At 60.8% G+C, this 16,387-nt stretch carries 15 protein-coding genes; 2 read left to right on the forward strand and 13 right to left on the reverse strand.

Translation table 11 applies throughout. The features are described from left to right. Nucleotides 1-63: 63 nt before the first annotated feature. Genes KW848_RS19850 through KW848_RS19880 form a run of 7 tightly spaced genes read right to left on the reverse strand, consistent with a single transcriptional unit; the run spans nt 64 to nt 6,409 of the window. Complete coding sequence (locus KW848_RS19850) at nt 64-1,482, reverse strand: ATP-binding protein (RefSeq protein WP_218537813.1); 1,419 nt, start codon at nt 1,480-1,482, stop codon at nt 64-66. Next, nucleotides 1,479-2,141, reverse strand: coding sequence for a response regulator (locus KW848_RS19855; RefSeq protein WP_218537814.1), 663 nt, complete (start codon nt 2,139-2,141; stop codon nt 1,479-1,481). Before KW848_RS19855 ends, KW848_RS19850 begins: the two co-directional genes overlap by 4 nt. An 11-nt stretch (nt 2,142-2,152) precedes the next feature. Beyond that, on the reverse strand, nt 2,153-2,797 hold the full coding sequence (locus KW848_RS19860) for a tetratricopeptide repeat protein (protein WP_218537815.1): 645 nt from the start codon (nt 2,795-2,797) through the stop codon (nt 2,153-2,155). Next, nucleotides 2,794-3,603, reverse strand: coding sequence for an SDR family oxidoreductase (locus KW848_RS19865; RefSeq protein WP_218537816.1), 810 nt, complete (start codon nt 3,601-3,603; stop codon nt 2,794-2,796). Before KW848_RS19865 ends, KW848_RS19860 begins: the two co-directional genes overlap by 4 nt. Then, a complete protein-coding gene (locus KW848_RS19870; protein WP_218537817.1) occupies nt 3,590-4,264 on the reverse strand; it encodes a TenA family transcriptional regulator in 675 nt (224 codons plus the stop codon). The genes KW848_RS19865 and KW848_RS19870 overlap by 14 nt, the downstream gene beginning before the upstream one ends. Continuing rightward, nucleotides 4,261-5,742, reverse strand: coding sequence for an AMP-binding protein (locus tag KW848_RS19875; protein WP_218537818.1), 1,482 nt, complete (start codon nt 5,740-5,742; stop codon nt 4,261-4,263). The genes KW848_RS19870 and KW848_RS19875 overlap by 4 nt, the downstream gene beginning before the upstream one ends. Beyond that, a complete protein-coding gene (locus KW848_RS19880; RefSeq protein ID WP_111452539.1) occupies nt 5,732-6,409 on the reverse strand; it encodes a thermostable hemolysin in 678 nt (225 codons plus the stop codon). The genes KW848_RS19875 and KW848_RS19880 overlap by 11 nt, the downstream gene beginning before the upstream one ends. Before the next feature lie 181 nt (nt 6,410-6,590). Between KW848_RS19880 and KW848_RS19885 the strand changes: the two genes are divergently transcribed. Continuing rightward, nucleotides 6,591-7,163 carry a cytochrome b gene (locus tag KW848_RS19885; RefSeq protein ID WP_218537819.1) on the forward strand — a complete coding sequence of 191 codons (573 nt, stop codon included), beginning with the start codon at nt 6,591-6,593 and terminating at the stop codon, nt 7,161-7,163. On the opposite strand, the gene KW848_RS19890 is transcribed toward KW848_RS19885, so the two are convergent. Both KW848_RS19890 and KW848_RS19895 read right to left on the reverse strand, forming a co-directional pair. Beyond that, a complete protein-coding gene (locus tag KW848_RS19890) occupies nt 7,144-8,253 on the reverse strand; it encodes a DNA alkylation repair protein (RefSeq protein WP_218537820.1) in 1,110 nt (369 codons plus the stop codon). The two genes, KW848_RS19885 and KW848_RS19890, sit on opposite strands and share 20 nt — an antisense overlap. Before the next feature lie 155 nt (nt 8,254-8,408). Continuing rightward, nucleotides 8,409-10,217: a monovalent cation:proton antiporter-2 (CPA2) family protein gene (locus KW848_RS19895; protein ID WP_218537821.1), complete on the reverse strand. Its 1,809-nt coding sequence runs from the start codon at nt 10,215-10,217 to the stop codon at nt 8,409-8,411. A gap of 294 nt (nt 10,218-10,511) precedes the next feature. Here KW848_RS19895 and KW848_RS19900 point away from each other — a divergent pair, with 294 nt between their 5' ends. After that, nucleotides 10,512-11,417: a LysR family transcriptional regulator gene (locus tag KW848_RS19900; RefSeq protein ID WP_218537822.1), complete on the forward strand. Its 906-nt coding sequence runs from the start codon at nt 10,512-10,514 to the stop codon at nt 11,415-11,417. Here KW848_RS19900 and KW848_RS19905 read toward each other — a convergent pair. From KW848_RS19905 to KW848_RS19920, 4 genes are all read right to left on the reverse strand, one after another. Continuing rightward, nucleotides 11,407-12,183, reverse strand: a complete 777-nt coding sequence (locus KW848_RS19905) for a substrate-binding domain-containing protein (protein WP_218537823.1) — start codon at nt 12,181-12,183, stop codon at nt 11,407-11,409. The two genes, KW848_RS19900 and KW848_RS19905, sit on opposite strands and share 11 nt — an antisense overlap. Nucleotides 12,184-12,204: 21 nt before the next feature. Next, the gene (locus KW848_RS19910) at nt 12,205-13,509 is read right to left on the reverse strand and encodes an MFS transporter (protein WP_218537824.1); all 1,305 of its coding nucleotides are present in this window, start codon (nt 13,507-13,509) and stop codon (nt 12,205-12,207) included. Nucleotides 13,510-13,667: 158 nt separating this feature from the next. Further along, a complete protein-coding gene (locus tag KW848_RS19915) occupies nt 13,668-15,590 on the reverse strand; it encodes a M48 family metallopeptidase (RefSeq protein WP_218537825.1) in 1,923 nt (640 codons plus the stop codon). A 24-nt stretch (nt 15,591-15,614) separates the two neighbouring features. After that, on the reverse strand, nt 15,615-16,211 hold the full coding sequence (locus tag KW848_RS19920) for a LemA family protein (RefSeq protein WP_218537826.1): 597 nt from the start codon (nt 16,209-16,211) through the stop codon (nt 15,615-15,617). Nucleotides 16,212-16,387: the final 176 nt, after the last annotated feature.

Raw genomic sequence — 16,387 nt, forward strand, 5'->3', positions numbered from 1 at the left:
TAACGGCGAGTTTGCGCTGGGCATTGGTTGCGCATTATCTGGCGAGACCCCGCTTGTGATCACTCAAGCATTCGGCGGCAATTCGCGCGTGGTGCGCTGTAAAGGCGTGCGGGACTGGCCGTCCGGAATCGACAGCGTTGCCCGCAACCCGCCCTCCGGCCGGTTGACCAGGGTAATTCGTCCACCCAGCCGAGTCGCAATGGTGTTGACGATTGTCAGACCCAATCCCGCCCCCTGGACGTTCCCTCGGCTGTAAAAACGTTCGAACAACCGGCCGCGTTCCGCTTCGTCGATGCCCGGTCCCTGATCTTCGACACTCAATAAATAAAACCCGTCAGCCTGATCCAGCTGCACGGTGATGACGCCGTGCGCGGGGGAGAAATTTGCCGCGTTGCTGATCAGGTTATTCAGGGCGATGTCGATGGCGGCGGCGTCAGCGATTACTTTCAGGGGCCGGTCAGTGACGTCGAAGGCCAGTTCAAGGTTCTTGCTCAGTAACCAGGGCGTGAGCTGAACCAGGCTGTCGCGCACCGTTTGAGTCAGGTCGATGGTGTGCGGCACCGGCGTTACGGCTGTGGGTTCAAGGCGAGCCATGGTCAGCAATTGGTTGACCAAACGGCTGGTTCGGTCCACGCCCGAAATCAGAAACGCCAGGGATTCCCTGCGCTCTTGTTCGGTGCCGGCCTCCAACAGGTTTTGCGCATGCACCCGCAACACCGCCAGGGGCGTGCGCATTTCATGGGCGGCGTCGGCGATAAAGCGCCGCTCGCGGCCGAGCACTTCCTGAATCTGCGCGAGCATGCGATTGAGCGCCGCTTGCATCGGTTCGAGCTCGTTGGGCAGCGGGGTCAGTTGCAGCGGTTCCAGAGAACCGCTGTGCCGTGCGCGCAGCGTCGCCGCCATATCGGCCAGGGGCTTGAGGCCCCAACCAATGGCCAGCCAGACCATCGCCACCAGAATCAGGCTGCCCAGCACATTGGGCCACAGGGTATGGCGCAGGATCCGGTCCACCAGCTCCGACCGCACATCGCCGCGTTCGCCCACCCAGATCCGCACATCAGTTGGTTTGTCTTCCAGCATGAACGCGCGCCAGTGGTTGTTATTCAGATCGACCACATCGCTGAAGCCGGGTGTCGACGGGGGCGTGGTGAAGGAGGGCGCGCTGGCGGTGTGCACCAGCACTTCGCCCTTACGATTCCAGACCTGAAAGGCAATCTTGCTTTCATAAGGATGGCCATCGCTTCCTGGCGCCGCTTCGCCCAAGGCCCTGTTGAATGCCTGATACAGCTCGGCGTGTTCCTTGCTGGCCAGCGGCATGCGCATCACACCCTGCAGCAGCCGGGCGTTCTGCGCCAGTTGAGCGTCATAGACTTCGGCAATTTCGTGGTTGCTGTCGTGCCAGTTGAACACGCTGATCACCGCCAGACCCGCGAGCATCAGGCCGATGATCAGCGTCAGGGTACGGTGCCGAATGGACGTCATCGACGCTCCTCCACCAGATAACCGACACCGCGAATGGTACGGATCAGATCGGTGGAAAATTTCTTGCGCAGATGATGAATGTGCACTTCCAGGGTGTTGCTTTCGGCTTCTTCGTTCCAGCCGTAAAGCAACTGCATCAAGTGATCGCGGGTCATGACCCGGCCCGGCGGCGAGAGTAATTCGTGGAGCAGTTGATATTCCTTGGGCGTCAGCGCGACCGGTTCGCCCAAATAACTGACTTGCTGGGTGCCAGGGTTGAGGCTGATGCCAGCGTGTTCGATGAGCATCTGCGCGCGGCCGGCACTGCGCCGCAGCAAGGCTCGCAGACGTGCCTTGAGTTCGGCAAGATCAAAGGGTTTGATCAGATAATCGTCAGCCCCGGCATCGAGCCCGGCGATACGGTCTTCGGTGGCGTCCCGCGCGGTGAGGATCAGCACGGGCAGGTTGGAGCCGCTGTCACGCAGACGGCGCAACACTTCCAGCCCGTCCATGCGCGGCAGGCCGAGGTCGAGCACTGCCAGGTCGAAGGATTCACTGAGCAGCGAATGCAAGGCGCTGATGCCGTCTTGCACCCAATCAACTGTGTAACCTTCGCGGCCCAGGGCCTGATGGATGCCTTCGCCCAGGGCCACGTCATCTTCAACCAGTAATAAGCGCACACGGACTCCTGTCAGTTGAGTTTCTTGTTCACGTCCGCCAGCAATGCTTCGATCTCTTTGCGCCGCCCGGCGTCGGCGGTTTCCCGGCCTGGCCTTGGCTCCGCTTGCAGGGCTTTTTGCAGGGCGCCCCGGGCTTCGCTGTAGCGTTTTTGACGGTAGAGGTGATCGCCCCAGAAGTACAGACTATCGATGCCGTTCGGGTTCAGTTGCAAGGCCTGCTTGAGCAATTGTTCGGCCTTGTCGGCGTCGCCGAAACCGATGGGCCAGCCCGGTACGCGGTCGTACAGTGCGCCGAGGCTGGTGTAGGCCGAGCCTTGCAGGGCTTTTGGGTCCAGGGCCAGGGCTTTCTCCAGGTCGACTTTCGCGTCCTTGACCTTGCTCAGCGCACCGAGCCCGCCCTGGGCACCGGCCCAACTGCTGGTGACGATTCCGGACCAGATCCAGGCTTCGGCCACCGATTGGCGTTCGTGAGTGAACGCCGACGCCTGGCCGGCGAGTTTTTCGAATGCAGCGGTGCGCTGCTCGGCCGGCAGTTCGTATTGAATATGAGCCCAGCTTTGCTGGATGCCATTGAGACGTTGTTGATCGGCGGCGCCCAGCGCCCAGGCGCTGTGGCTCAAGGCGCCCAACAGCAAGCAAGCAAAGAGTTTTTTCATGGCTTGAGATTCTCGTTATCAGGCTTCTGACTCAGGCGACGGATCAGTGGCAACTGCTTGCGCAGGCCGCGATCCACCAGGTTTGGCAACAGGCTGTTCAGGCGCACGAAAAAGCGTTCCGGCCAACCCAGGTACAAATCACGGTGGTCTCCGGCAATCGCGTGGATCACCGCCGAGGCTACTTTTTGAGGATCGTCGACACTGGATTTGAGCGCGTCATTCAAGGCCTGTGCCGCCGGGCTGTTCATGCTGGTGCGGGTAGCCCGTGGCGCGACGTATAAAACGCCGACCCGGGTGTCGGCCAGTTCCCGGCGCAGGGCTTCGGAAAAACCCCGCAGGGCAAACTTGGTGGCGCAATAGCTGGCGTAACCGGGGTAGCCGATGGAGCCGTAGGTCGAACCGACGTTCACCACCATCGCGCTTTCAGCTTGCTTGAGCAACGGCAGTAATAACTTGGTCAGGCAGATCGGCGCGCTGATGTTCACTGCCAGCATGGCGTTGATGTCGCTGTCATCGAGCTGCTCGAGCATGGCGAAGTGATTGACCCCGGCGGCGTTGATCAGCAGGTTGATGCCGCCGATGGCTTCGGCGGCGGCCAGTACTTTGCGGCGGTCGGCGAGGAACGTCAGGTCGGCGCCGATCCAGCACAACTGCTGCGGATAGCGTTCGAGCAAAGGCGCCAACGGTTCCCGATGCCGAGCCACGGCCAATACCCGGGCGCCACTGGCGCACAGGGCGGTAGTAATCGCCAACCCGATACCGCCGCTGGCGCCGGTCAGTACCACGCGAGCCTCAGACAGGCGCATGCAGGTTCTCCCCATCGCGTGGCAAACCGCGGAACATGTCGGTGTAAAGCGTGTACACCACCTTGGAGGCGTGAATCACAGCCGCCTGGTCGGCCGGATCATCGAGGGTGTTCATCAGTCGGCGATAGGTGTGCATGTGCTCGATATCCAGCGAACCATGGGAGCTGAGGTAACTGAAAGCGCTTTGCGGCAGGTCCAGGCGTTCGCGAATGCTGTCGGCGGCATGAGTGGCCAGGGCGATGCTGGTGCCTTCAAGCACGTTGACCATGCCGAACAGGCCGACCGGGTTGCCCCGGGCAATCAGGTCGTAGAGGAAGCTGACCATCAATTCGATCGACAAGGACGGACGACCGTCGCGCACGGCCTCTTTGTCGCCGCCGCAGGCTTGGATGTCGTCGAGGACCCATTGTTCGTGGCCGTATTCGTCCTCGATGTACTCGCACACCGCTTTACGCAGCCATTCCAGGCGCGACGGCAAACGGGCACCGCACGCCATCATCAGCGGTACGGTATGGCGCACGTGGTAATAGGCTTGCGCCAGGAAGGCCCGGTAACTTTCCAGGCTGACCTTGCCCTCGAGGGCGTCGCGAATGATGGGCAGATTGAACAGCTCGTGGCGTTCTTGCTGGGTGGCTTCTTGCAATGTGTCGAAAAAGCTCATGACGCAGATTCCTCTGAAAAGACAGCTTCAGTCAGTTGCGAGCGGTAACGCTCGACGATGGCGTCCCGGCGTGGTCGGCCATTGGCGGTCAGCAGACCGTTGTCGGATGTGAATGGTTGATCCAGGCGTGTCCACAGATGGACCTGGGCGTAATCGGGCAAGGCTTCGTTGGCTTGGGCCACGGCGGCGGCCAGTTCTGCGTCGGTGCAATCGGGGCGATGGGGCCAGAGCAGCGCGTGGTTGCTCGGCATGGCTTCGCCGTAGACAAAGGCCTGGGCGATATGACGGCGTTGGGTCAATTCGGCCTCGACCCATTCCGGGTTCACATTGCGGCCGTAACTGGTGACGAATTGATGTTTCTTGCGCCCCTTGAGGTAGAGAAAACCTTCGGGGTCGAACTCGCCAAGATCGCCGCTGGGCCACCATTCATCGGTGTGCGGCGCCTCGCCGAGATAACCGAGCAAGGTCGATCCTTTGATCAGCACTTCGCCGTCGTCGGCCAGGCGAATGTCCACGTGGGGCAGGGGCCGGCCGACACTGCCAGGGCGGCGCGCTTCTGGCCGATTGAGGCACACCACCGACGCGCACTCGGACAGTCCGTAGCCTTCGTAAACCGGTAGGCCGATCCGTTGCGCACGGAGCAGTAATTCTTCACTAACCCGTGCGCCACCCACCGCGGCAAAACGCAACGCGTGGGGGCTGAAGGCTTTTTGCTCGGCGGCGCTGACCAGCATCAACAGCAACTGCGGCACCAGGATCAAACTCTCGGGGGCACGGGTGGCCAGGCATCCGAGCAGTCGCGGCACATCCACACTGCTGGCACCCTCAATACCCAGGGTTTTCTGACTGGGCAGGCTCAGCGTTGCGCCGGCGTACAGCGCCGCATAGCAGCCGATATTTTCCAGCAGGATCGCCAGTGGCAAAAGTGCGAGGTGGTGCTGTGGATCGGTGGGCTTGCTGGCCTGATCCAGTTCGCGGGCGACCCGCAGAATGCTTTCGGCGCTCAGGCACACGCCTTTGGGGGTGCCGGTGGTGCCCGAGGTAAAGGTCAGTTTGGCGGTACCTTCGGGCATCCGACTTGGGCCGCTGAAGGTACGGCGCCAGAACTCGCCGGCTTTCTCATAACCGGCCGTTTGCAATTCGCCTTCCAGTGCTGGCTCGGCAATCACCAGGGCGGCCTGGCTTTGCTTCAGGCAATGTTTACGTTGAGCCGGGCTGAAAAAAGGTGGCAACGTCAGGCAGGTCAAACCTTCAAACAGCACCGCCAGGTCCCAGAGCATGGCTTCGACGCCATTGTCCAGTGCCAGTGCAATTACCTTGACGCTTTCATCGCGCAGACGCTGCTGGCGATACATCACCTCTGCGTACAGCGTGGCGTAGTCCAGTTTCAGGTGATCGCCCCACAGGGCGATGGCATTGGACTTACGTTCGGCATGGCTGCGCAGGGTCTGTTTGAAACGCTCCATTTCAGGCGACATGGCTGGATTCCTCGATGGACGATGGCAACCCCAAGCGATTGAACATCCCGATATTGCGCAAATGGATGAAGCCGGCGCGGATGTTGCCAACGTGCACCCAGGGCTTGCTCTCGTAGTAACTGCCCCAGCTATGGCGGTCGTCGCCCAGCCGCGCAGGATCGGCGGCGCACAAGGTCACGGGTTTCAAGCCCAGACGGTGGAAGCTGTTCACCAGGCCGATGTTGCCGGTGAACGTCACCCATTCCAGGCCGCCCATGGCCAGCAGGTAAGTGATGGCGATGATGCTCATTCGCGCACTGCCGGTGTCGGTGGCGGCCAGGTTGCCCACCTCGACGATACCCGCGCGGTCTACTGCACAATCGGCCGCGACACTGATCAGCGGATCGATCGGTTCGTCCAGGTAACGTTCCAGAAACAGTGGTTCGCTATTCGCCAGACGCACGCCGGCCACTGCACACAGTTCACCTGACGCGTTGTTCATGCCGAACAGCTCCGGCATGAAATGACGGATGTCGGCACCGTGGGCCTTACGGAAGCGTTGCTGGATAAAGGCTTCGAAGACGGGGCGCAGGGGCTCGTCCGGCAGGGCTCTGGCCAAACTCATCTGCGGGGTTTCGGCTTGGCCGAAATGCAGGGGCAGAGGGATGTTCCAGTTAAAATCGGGCATTGGAAAACGCCTCCCCAGGTCAGTGTGGAAGGAGTATCGGAGGCATTTCTTAACGAAACCTGAAGGAGGCCAAAAGATCGGTCGGGCCTGTCTTCAGATTGTCTTAAGACTGGGCGGGCAGGGTGTCGCCCCGGGCTGCGCGAATGAGTCGCCAGTCACAATGATATTCACGAGGCTTGTTATGACCCGCGATGCACTCGCTCACCGGTATGGAAAACTCTCGATCACTTTGCACTGGCTGATGCTTGCGCTGTTTGTTGGCGTGTATGCCTGCATCGAAATCAAAGGGCTGTTGCCCCGCGGGCATGCGTTGAAGAGCCTGTTCCTGGGGCTGCACGGCTTGTTCGGGTTCAGCATTTTTGTGTTGGTCTGGGTGCGCTTGCTCGGGCGGCTCGCCCCGCGTCCGCCCATCACGCCGGCGTTACCCGTGTGGCAGACAGGCGTTTCGCACCTGATGCACCTGGCATTGTATGGGCTGATGATTGCCACGCCATTATTGGCCTGGCTGATGCTGTCGGCAGGTGGCAAGCCGATGCCTTATTTTGATTTTTTCCTGCCATCGCTGGTGGCCGTCGATCCGGACCTGGCGAAGCAGTTCAAGCATTGGCACGAATTGCTCGGCAGCGCCGGTTACTGGCTGATCGGCTTGCACGCGGCGGCGGGGTTGTTCCATCACTATTGGGTCCGTGACAACACCCTGACGCGCATGCTGCCCGGTCGATCCGCTAATACGGTCAATCAGCGTCAGCGGTAATCTCGAACCCGGTGCTGGCCAGGCGCTCGCCGTTCACCAGAATGTGCACGGCGTGATGACCCGCGTAATGCCGGCGGGTGGTGAGTTCCTTGATGTGCTGACCCCGGACGATGGATTCGGTCGCCTTGCCGGGAAGCGTCAGCGCCTTGAGCTTGAACACCTTCGCCGACGTGCTGCCGCTGGCTTTTACGTAATCGATTGCGTAGTCGATCACCAGTCGCTGACTGTCCTGGACCGTGGATTTCACGGCGAAGGACAGGGTGATTTTTTCACCCAGACGAATCACCGCCGGTTGCACCTTCACATCGATGATCTCGACCTCAGGCTTGCCGCCCGCGCCAATGATCGCCAACGCGCGTTGATTGCCTTGTTTGATCAGGCTGCGCAGGGCGTGTTTGGCGATCCATGCCGTGTGTTTGTTGTCCAGCGACCAGCCTTCGATCAGGTCCAGCACCCATTCGGGATGATCCTTGGTGATGTCGTTGAGATGGTTCGCCACGGACTTGCGCACGTAGAGGCTGTCGTCGGCCTTGAGGTTGTCGAGGATTTCCGCCGCCAATGTTGGGTCAGCCTGAATCTGTTCCAGTCGAAACGACCATGGCAGGCGCGGTCGGCTGCCTTCGCTGGCCAGGCGGCGGACGTGTTCGTTTTGGTCCAGGGACCACTCATGCATGACCGCCAGGGAGCGTTCGATGTCGCTGCGCAAGAAATAGCGGATCGCAAATTCCGAAGAGCCGAACGCAGTGAAGTACTTGAGGGCGTCCATGGACTGCTCGAAGGCATGTCCGCCGTAGGTCGCAACGTAATGCGGTAATGAGATGCTGACGAAGCCGCTGTTCAGCCGCGGGGCGAGGGCGCGTAGCAGTTCAAGCGTTTCCTCATAGTTCAACGGCAGGACGGTGTGCAGGCACTCGCTGACCCGGGCCATGCGCTGCATGATGGATAATTCGCCTAGCCCGTCGTTGGCCAGTTTCAGGAAGGCCTTGGCGTTGAACGCGGGGTAGACGGCGGTCATTTCGGTGGCGATGTGCTTGAGGCGGTCGGCGTTGAAGATTTCTTTCAGGGCGGGGGCGGGTTGGTCAGCAGCCATTGTGGATTCCTTATGTCGATCGTTCCCACTCTGCGTGGGAATGCATCCTGTGACGCTCTGCGTCACGACTTGCGAAGGGACGCGGAGCGTCCCGGGCGGCATTCCCACGCAGAGCGTGGGAACGATCGGCTGTGGGGGAGCGTGGGGGCGATCAGTTATGCCTTGCCTGATTGTTCTTCCAACTGATCCGACTCAAACAATCTCGCCAGTTCCGCCCGGGCTTCCTGCGCCGTCTGCAAGACCTTCGCCGCATCGTCATAAACCGCATGCTGGGCCTCCAGCACCTGTTCGTCGTGATGCTTGAAGCGTTTGATCCGCGCATCGGCCTGGGCCTGGGTCAGCCCCAGGCCGACCAGCGTGCGCCGGCTCATTTCCAGACTCGAGTAATAGGTTTCCCGAATGGCCTCGGCGCCAAGGTCCACCAGCCGATGCACATGCTGACGGTTACGCGCCCGGGCGATGATTTTGATGTGCGGGTAGAGTTTATGCACCAGTTCGGCAGTCTTGATGTTGGTGTCCGGGTCGTCGGTGGCGATGACAAAGTATTCCGCCTGCTCGACCTTGGCCGCACTGAGGATCTCCGGGCGCATCGGGTCGCCGTAGAACACCGGCACACCGCCGAAGCTGCGCGACAGTTCGATGGTTTCCACCGAGGTGTCGAGGGCGACGAACTTGATGTTCTGCGCGCGCAAAATCCGCGCAACGATCTGCCCCATGCGGCCCATGCCGGCGATCACCACGCGCGGTGTGTCGGTATCGATCTCGCGGAATTTCTCCGGCACCACCACCGGTTGAACCTTTGGCCTGACCAGTCGCGCGCACACCAGCAACAGCAGTGGCGTCACCGCCATCGACAGCGTGATGGTCAGCACCAGCAAGTCGTACAGGTTCGGCTCGAACAGGCCCTGGTCGCGGCCGATCTTGAACACCACAAACGCAAATTCACCACCGGCCGCGAGCACGATGCCGAGGCGAATCGCACTGACCTTGCCCAGACCACCCGCCAGCCGACCGACAACAAACAGCAGCGGCAGTTTGATTGCGATCAGCAACAGGGTCAGGCCCAGCACCGTGATCGGCGCGCTCAGGAGCAGACTCAGGTTGGCGCCCATGCCGACACTGATGAAAAACAGCCCCAGCAACAATCCCTTGAACGGCTCGATTTGCGCTTCCAGTTCGTGGCGGTATTCGGAGTCCGCCAGCAGCAAGCCGGCGAGGAAGGCCCCCAGCGCCATCGACACGCCGACCAGGTCCATCAGCCACGCCGTGCCCATCACCACCAGCAACGCGGTGGCCGTGGAGACTTCCGGCAAACCGGACTTGGCCACCACCCGGAATACCGGCCGCAACAAGTATCGCCCACCGATCACCATCACCGCGATGCTGCCCAGCACGCGCAAGCCGTGATTGAGGCCTTCCCCAGCGCTGCTGGTGTGATCGCCGCCCGCCAGCAACGGCACCATGGCGATCAACGGGATAGCGGCGATGTCCTGGAACAGCAGAATCGCGAATGCCAAGCGCCCGTGGGGACTGGTCAGTTCCTTGCGCTCGGCCAGGCTTTGCAGACCGAACGCCGTGGACGACAGCGCCAGGCCCAAGCCCAGCACGATCGCGCTGTTCAACGGTTGGCCGAACACGAACAACGCCAGCACACCAATCACCGAGCCCGTCAGCAGCACTTGCGCCAGGCCGACGCCGAACACCGATCTGCGCATCACCCACAAACGTCGCGGCGACAGTTCAAGACCAATGATGAACAGCAGCAACACCACCCCGAGTTCGGAAATGTGGCTGACGCTTTGCGGATTGCCAATCAGGCCCAGCACCGACGGCCCGATGATCACCCCTGCAAACAGATAACCCAGTACCGCCCCCAGTTGCAGGCGCTTGGCCAAGGGAACGGTGAGCACCGCCGCGAACAGAAACACGACAGCGGCTTGCAACAGGTTGCCTTCATGGGGCATGACAAAAACTCCATTCACTCGGTACGGCGGGGGGACAAGGATAAAGGGTGATGCTTCATGCGTCAGCCATGAACATACAACGATGTTGCCTGACCCACCGCTATCGCGAGCAAGCCCGCTCCCACAATAGATCTGTGGTGGACACAGTATCTCTGCACGCCACAAACAAATGTGGGAGCGGGCTTGCTCGCGAAGGCGGCCTGAAGGGCGACGAAAATATAGTTACATGTTGCATTAATTAGTTACATTTATGCGATAGGCTGATCAATCTGTCCCGCTTCCCGAGTGCGCATCATGGCCATCAACTTCGACCTTAACGACTTGCAAGCCTTTCGCGCCGTGGTGGAGCAGGGCAGCTTTCGCAAGGCCGCCGACACGGTGCGCATCTCCCAACCGGCGCTGAGCCGGCGCATTGAAAAGCTCGAAGACGCCCTCGGTGTGAGGTTGTTCGAGCGCACCACCCGCAAGGTCAGCCTGACCCAGGCCGGACGCGGTTTTATGCCGAGCGTCGAGCGTCTGTTGGACGACCTGGACGTGGCGCTACTGGGCATCAGCGAAGTCGCCTCGACCCGCCTCGGTCACGTCACCGTCGCCTGCGTGCCTTCCGCGGCTTACTACTTCATGCCGCGAGTGATCGCGCACTACCACCGGCAGTTTCCACGGATCAAGGTCAAGGTCCTCGATTCCAGCGCCCACGAAGTGCTGAGTGCGGTGGTCAACGGCGAGGCGGATTTCGGCCTGAGTTTCATGGGCACCCTGGAGGCGGAAGTGGAGTTCGAGCCGCTGGTACAGGAAGGTTATGTGGTGGCGTGCCGGCGCGATCATCCGTTGGCCGCACGCGCCAGCGTGACGTGGGATGAGTTTTATCAGCAGGACTACATCTCGCTGGACAAGACGTCCGGCAATCGCTTTCTGCTGGATCAGGCGCTCACGGGTATCGTGCCGCAGCGGTCAAGCATCTGCGAAACCCGGCATGTGACGACGATGATCGGTTTGGTCGAAGCGGGGTTGGGCGTGGCAGCGGTGCCGTTGATGGCGATGCCGGCGGCGGATCACCCGATCCTGACACGGGTGCCGCTGACCGATCCGCAGGTGATGCGCAGTGTCGGTTTGATCAAGCGCCGGGGTCGCACCTTGACCCCGGCGGCACTGGAACTGGAACGGCTGGTGGTGGAAATGAAAGTCCAGGTCAGCGGCTGACTGAGTCCAGCCCGGTGGCTTTCACATCCGGTTGAGCGGCGGTGGAGGCCAGGTATTCCAGCAATGCCTTGGCTTGCGCCGGGTGTTGCGCCCCCACCGGAATGCCGGCGGCGAAACGCGTCACCGACTGCACCGATTCCGGAATCTTCGCCACAAAACTCACGCCCGGCACCGGCAGCAACTCGCTGACCTGCTGAAAGCCCAGTTGATAGTCACCGGTGGCAACCACCGAACCCACCGGGATTTTCGGGACCATCGTCGACTTGGGTTTGAGTTGGTCTTCAATGCCCAGCCGTTTGAACAATTGCTCCTCGATGTATACGCCACTGGCGCTGTCGGAATAGGCCACGGACTTCGCGTCGAGCAAGGTCTTTTTCAGGCCGTCGACAGAGCTGATGTCCGGTTTCGGCGCGCCTTCACGTACCACCAGGCCGATCCGCGAGTCCGCCAGCTCGACCCGTGAGGCGGGATCGACTTTGCCTTGCTTGATCAGGTCATCGAGGGCGTAGCCGACCATGATCACTACGTCGGCCTTTTCACCGCGAGCCAGGCGATTGGGGATCGCTTCCGGCGCCTTGCCCATCGAAGGGCCAAGGGCGGTGTCCAGTGTGTTACCCGTGGAGGCGGCGAATTTCGGACCGAGGATTTTGTAGGCCGCGGTGAAACCGCCAGAGGTCATCACGCGGATCTCTTCGGCCTGGGCGACGGTGCTCAGCCCCAGGCTGACCAGCAACGTCAGGGCAGCAAAATTGAATAGCTTCTTCATGGTCATGTGCTCCGGAAGGATTCAGGACATCGCCGATTGCAGGCGACCGGTCGAACGGCGATAGAGATACAGCGTCGCGCACAGGGCACAGAGCGCGGCGAAACTCATCCAGTAACCGGGCGCAGCCTTGTCGCCGGTGTACTGGATGAGGAAGGTCGATATCGCCGGGGTGAAACCACCGAATACCGCCGTGGCCAGGCTATAAGCCAGGGAAAAACCGGCAACCCGAACTTCGACCGGCATGATTTCCGTCAGCGCGGCAATCATCGCGCCGTTGTACAAACCGTAAATGAACGACAACCACAGCAGCACCAACAGCATGTTGATGAAGCTTGGCGCCTGCACCAGATAGGTCAGTGCCGGATACGCCGTGGCCAAGGTCAGCAGGGCCATGGCAATCAGCACCGGACGACGGCCGATGCGGTCGGACAGCGCGCCACCCATCGGCAGCCAGAAGAAGTTCGAAACGCCCACCAGCAAGGTCACCAGCAGCGCATCAGACGTGCTCAGGTGCAGCACGGTCTTGCCGAAGGTCGGTGCGTACACGGTGATCAGGTAAAACGCGGTGGTGGTCAGGGCAACCATCATCATCCCGGCGAACACGATCACCCAGTTCTGCGCCAATGTGCGAAATACATCGCCCATGCTCGGGCGGTGTTTTCGGGCGGCGAACGCTTCGGTTTCCTCAAGGTTGCGGCGCAGGAAAAAAATGAACGGCACGATCATGCAACCGACGAAAAACGGAATTCGCCAGCCCCAGTCGGCAATCATCGCTGGCGCCATCCATTGGTTCAGGCCATAGCCCAACGCCGCCGCGACAATGATCGCCACTTGCTGGCTGGCCGACTGCCAACTGGTGAAGAAGCCTTTGTTGCCGGGCGTGGCGATCTCCGAGAGGTACACCGAGACGCCACCCATTTCTGCGCCAGCCGAGAAGCCTTGCAGCAAGCGGCCGATCAACACGATGGCCGGGGCGAACAACCCGATGGTTTCATAGCCCGGCACCAGCACGATCAAAATCGTGCCGCTGGCCATGATCGACAAAGTGACGATCAACCCTTTGCGCCGACCCACATCATCGATGTAGGCGCCCAGTACCACGGCGCCCAACGGTCGCATCAGAAAGCCTGCGCCGAACACCGCGAAGGTCATCATCAGCGAGGCGAACTCACTGCTGGCCGGGAAGAACACGGCAGCGATCTGCGTGGCGTAAAAGCCGAACAGGAAGAAGTCGAATTGTTCGAGGAAGTTGCCCGAGGTGACCCGGAAAATCGCACTGGCCCGGGAGCGACCGGAAGTCGCGGGCCGTTGGGTTGATGCTGTCATAGACGTGTACTCCACCGCTTTTATGACGTGCACCGCCTGGACGCGGCGCACGGTTCTTATTGGGGCGGATAGTGGAGCAGGGGGATCGATATGTTAATTGCATTGTTGGCATGCATTGATGTGTGAAACGGATCAATACGAGTGCGCAGGCGTGAGGCTCAAGCTGTAGTCGTTGGTGCGATTTCGTGTTGCGCAAACAGCACAGGCGGCATGGGGCAGTCCAGCAGGTCTGCGATCGCCCGCATCAATTGCGCTTCCGCCACGGTGACCTTGCCGTCATGCTCCACGCAGCGAACCAAGGCGTTGAGCAGGGCGGGCTTTTCCTCAGGCATCAGGTGACGCAGTCGCTTGAGTGCCGCTTCGAGGTTTTCCAGTTCGCTCGGCAGTTCGTGCCCGCGTTCGAACGGCAGGCCTTCCCAGGCGTATTCAAGGGCTGCTAAAGCGTTTTTAGGGTCTGGCTGGCCCGCGTTGGCCAGGGTACCCAGCAGTACGGTGAGTTCATCGGCGCACTGGAACAAACCGAACTTGAATTGAACGGCGGGCGCGCCATCAACATTGCGCTCGACGATACGCAGAAGGGTCCACTCCAGCAAATCGATGTCGTGGTCGGCTTCAATCAGCAGGTTCAAGTTACGTTTCACCGCCGCGAAGGTTTTTTTGCCGAGCTGCTTGAGGCTCGGTATCGCCAGATCCAGCAGCGGCAAACGCAATCCTGGGTTTAGGGTCGAGAGCGATTCGCGCAACAGGTCCAAGGTATTGAACACCGTGCTGTCGACCTGTGGCTGCAGCGTCTCGAGCTGCATCGCCAGCACTGGCGTGGAAGGCGATAACACCAGGCCATAGAGCAACGCCTCGGCGCCGTCGGTACTGCGAGCCGCGAGTTTGAGCGCCTGCGGAATATCTTCCAGCAACCGGCGAGCCTCGGTGATGTGCTCGGGCTGTGGGGAGCCGATCATCGCGATCGATTCCTGCACTGCGCGGACGTCGTAGAGCACCGCTGTGGCGGCAGCGGGCAAATCACTGAAGGCGTCAGACAGCGGCAACACCGTTGCGACGTCCATCGCAGCCAGCGCCGGTGCTTCGATTGTCGGGAAGCTGCCGTCCCAATGCGCATCAATGCGCCGGATGCGCTCACTCAGTTCAGGGTGGGTGGCCAACATGCCACCTATCGCCGTCGACACGCCGGCGCCAAAGTACAAGTGACTGAATTCGGCGGCACGGGTCGCCTTGATGTTCGACCCCTGTTCATACCCGCCGATCTTTTTCAACGCGCCGCTAATGCTTTGCGGGTTTCGGGTGAACTGCACCGCAGTCGCATCGGCCAGGAATTCTCGTTGTCGGCTTACGGATGCCTTGATCAGATTGCCAAAAAAGCTTCCGGCAAACCCGACCACACACAGCACCATGCCCACGACGAAAGGCACCATTATCAAGCGACGGGGCGCCACTTTGTCGACGTCTTCCAGCTTGCGCAAAATGTAACCGCCCGTCAGGCCCAGCACCAGAATCCCGTGGACGATGGCGATCAGTCGGGTATTGAGGCGCATATCGCCGTTGTAGATGTGGCTGAATTCGTGGGCGATCACGCCTTGCAACTCATCACGCGAGAGCAGCGAGATCGCCCCCTGCGTGACGCCGATGACGGCATCCTGAGGCGTGAAACCGGCGACGAAGGCGTTGATGCCGGGCTCCGGCAGCAGGTACACCGACGGCACAACGGTGCCCGAGGCGAGCGCCATTTCTTCAACCACGTTGAGCAGGCGCTGTTCTTCCAGGGTGCTTGCACTGTGATTGATCAAGCGGCCCCCGAGGCGCCGGGCGACCACTTTACCGCCTGTGGCGAGCTCGGAATATTTCGCCACACTGCCCAGCAGCACAATGCCCAATACGACCGCCGAAACCACCGTGACGAGCCGCAAGTCCAGGGTCAGGTATTGCCGCAGGACGTAGGGGACTTCTTCCATTGGTAGGGTCAATGCCAGGCAGGTGATGGCGATCAGGCTGAACACGGCCAGGGTCATCAATATTACGAGCAGCACGGTGCGGCGCTTGGCCTGGCGCTGTTGTTCAAAGAAATTCATGGGGCCGTCCGTGGATAAGGGGCGTCAAAAAGAAACTTTCGGAGCGTCCTGAATCACCGCGCTGTCGGCAAATTCCAGCAGGCTGGCGTCGGCGCCATGGCCGAAGGTGGCGGCCAGCAGCACAGCCGGGAAGCTCTGCTTGAGCGTGTTGTAGGCCATCACCGCATCGTTGAACGCCTGACGGGCGAACGCCACCTTGTTTTCGGTGCTGCTCAACTCTTCACTGAGCTGCTGCATGTTCTGCGAGCCCTTGAGATCGGGATAAGCCTCCATCGTTACGTTCAGGCGCCCCATGGCGCTATTGAGCGCACCATCCGCCAGGCTAAGTTGCGCGATGCTGCCCGCATCACCCGGTAATGCCCGGGCGGCCTGGAGTCCGGCCAGTGCGGTGTTGCGCGCGGCGATGACGGCTTCAAGGGTGCCGCGCTCGTGGGCCAGATAGCCCTTGGCGGTTTCCACCAAGTTGGGGATCAGATCGTAGCGACGCTTGAGCTGAACTTCCACTTGGGCGAAGGCATTCTTGAATTGGTTGCGGCGGGCGACCAAGGCGTTGAAGACGCCAATGGCATAGAGAATGAAAATAGCCAGAATGACCAGAATAACGGCGCTGGAAGCTGCCATGTGATGTCCTTATCAGCGTGCGGGATGGGGCGCGGGATGTTAGCTGAAATCAGCGGACTTGGCTGCTACCGGTCGCTTCGCTTGATCCTGGATTCGAATTTTCGGCATTGAGCCTCAGCGATGTGCCCGGCAGCGGCGGCATCGGGCAGTCCCTAGATGACGTTTTTTCGAATGAT

It is taken from the genome of Pseudomonas sp. PDM25 (assembly GCF_019219045.1).
Taxonomy (GTDB): domain Bacteria; phylum Pseudomonadota; class Gammaproteobacteria; order Pseudomonadales; family Pseudomonadaceae; genus Aquipseudomonas.

Coding starts and splice junctions, on each gene's coding strand:
- KW848_RS19850 (WP_218537813.1), bottom strand. CDS start 1,482: ATGACGTCCATTCGGCACCGTACCCTGACGCTGATCATCGGCCTGATG.
- KW848_RS19915 (WP_218537825.1), bottom strand. CDS start 15,590: ATGAATTTCTTTGAACAACAGCGCCAGGCCAAGCGCCGCACCGTGCTG.
- KW848_RS19910 (WP_218537824.1), bottom strand. CDS start 13,509: ATGACAGCATCAACCCAACGGCCCGCGACTTCCGGTCGCTCCCGGGCC.
- KW848_RS19920 (WP_218537826.1), bottom strand. CDS start 16,211: ATGGCAGCTTCCAGCGCCGTTATTCTGGTCATTCTGGCTATTTTCATT.
- KW848_RS19895 (WP_218537821.1), bottom strand. CDS start 10,217: ATGCCCCATGAAGGCAACCTGTTGCAAGCCGCTGTCGTGTTTCTGTTC.
- KW848_RS19865 (WP_218537816.1), bottom strand. CDS start 3,603: ATGCGCCTGTCTGAGGCTCGCGTGGTACTGACCGGCGCCAGCGGCGGT.
- KW848_RS19900 (WP_218537822.1), top strand. CDS start 10,512: ATGGCCATCAACTTCGACCTTAACGACTTGCAAGCCTTTCGCGCCGTG.
- KW848_RS19875 (WP_218537818.1), bottom strand. CDS start 5,742: ATGTCGCCTGAAATGGAGCGTTTCAAACAGACCCTGCGCAGCCATGCC.
- KW848_RS19880 (WP_111452539.1), bottom strand. CDS start 6,409: ATGCCCGATTTTAACTGGAACATCCCTCTGCCCCTGCATTTCGGCCAA.
- KW848_RS19905 (WP_218537823.1), bottom strand. CDS start 12,183: ATGAAGAAGCTATTCAATTTTGCTGCCCTGACGTTGCTGGTCAGCCTG.
- KW848_RS19885 (WP_218537819.1), top strand. CDS start 6,591: ATGACCCGCGATGCACTCGCTCACCGGTATGGAAAACTCTCGATCACT.
- KW848_RS19860 (WP_218537815.1), bottom strand. CDS start 2,797: ATGAAAAAACTCTTTGCTTGCTTGCTGTTGGGCGCCTTGAGCCACAGC.
- KW848_RS19890 (WP_218537820.1), bottom strand. CDS start 8,253: ATGGCTGCTGACCAACCCGCCCCCGCCCTGAAAGAAATCTTCAACGCC.
- KW848_RS19870 (WP_218537817.1), bottom strand. CDS start 4,264: ATGAGCTTTTTCGACACATTGCAAGAAGCCACCCAGCAAGAACGCCAC.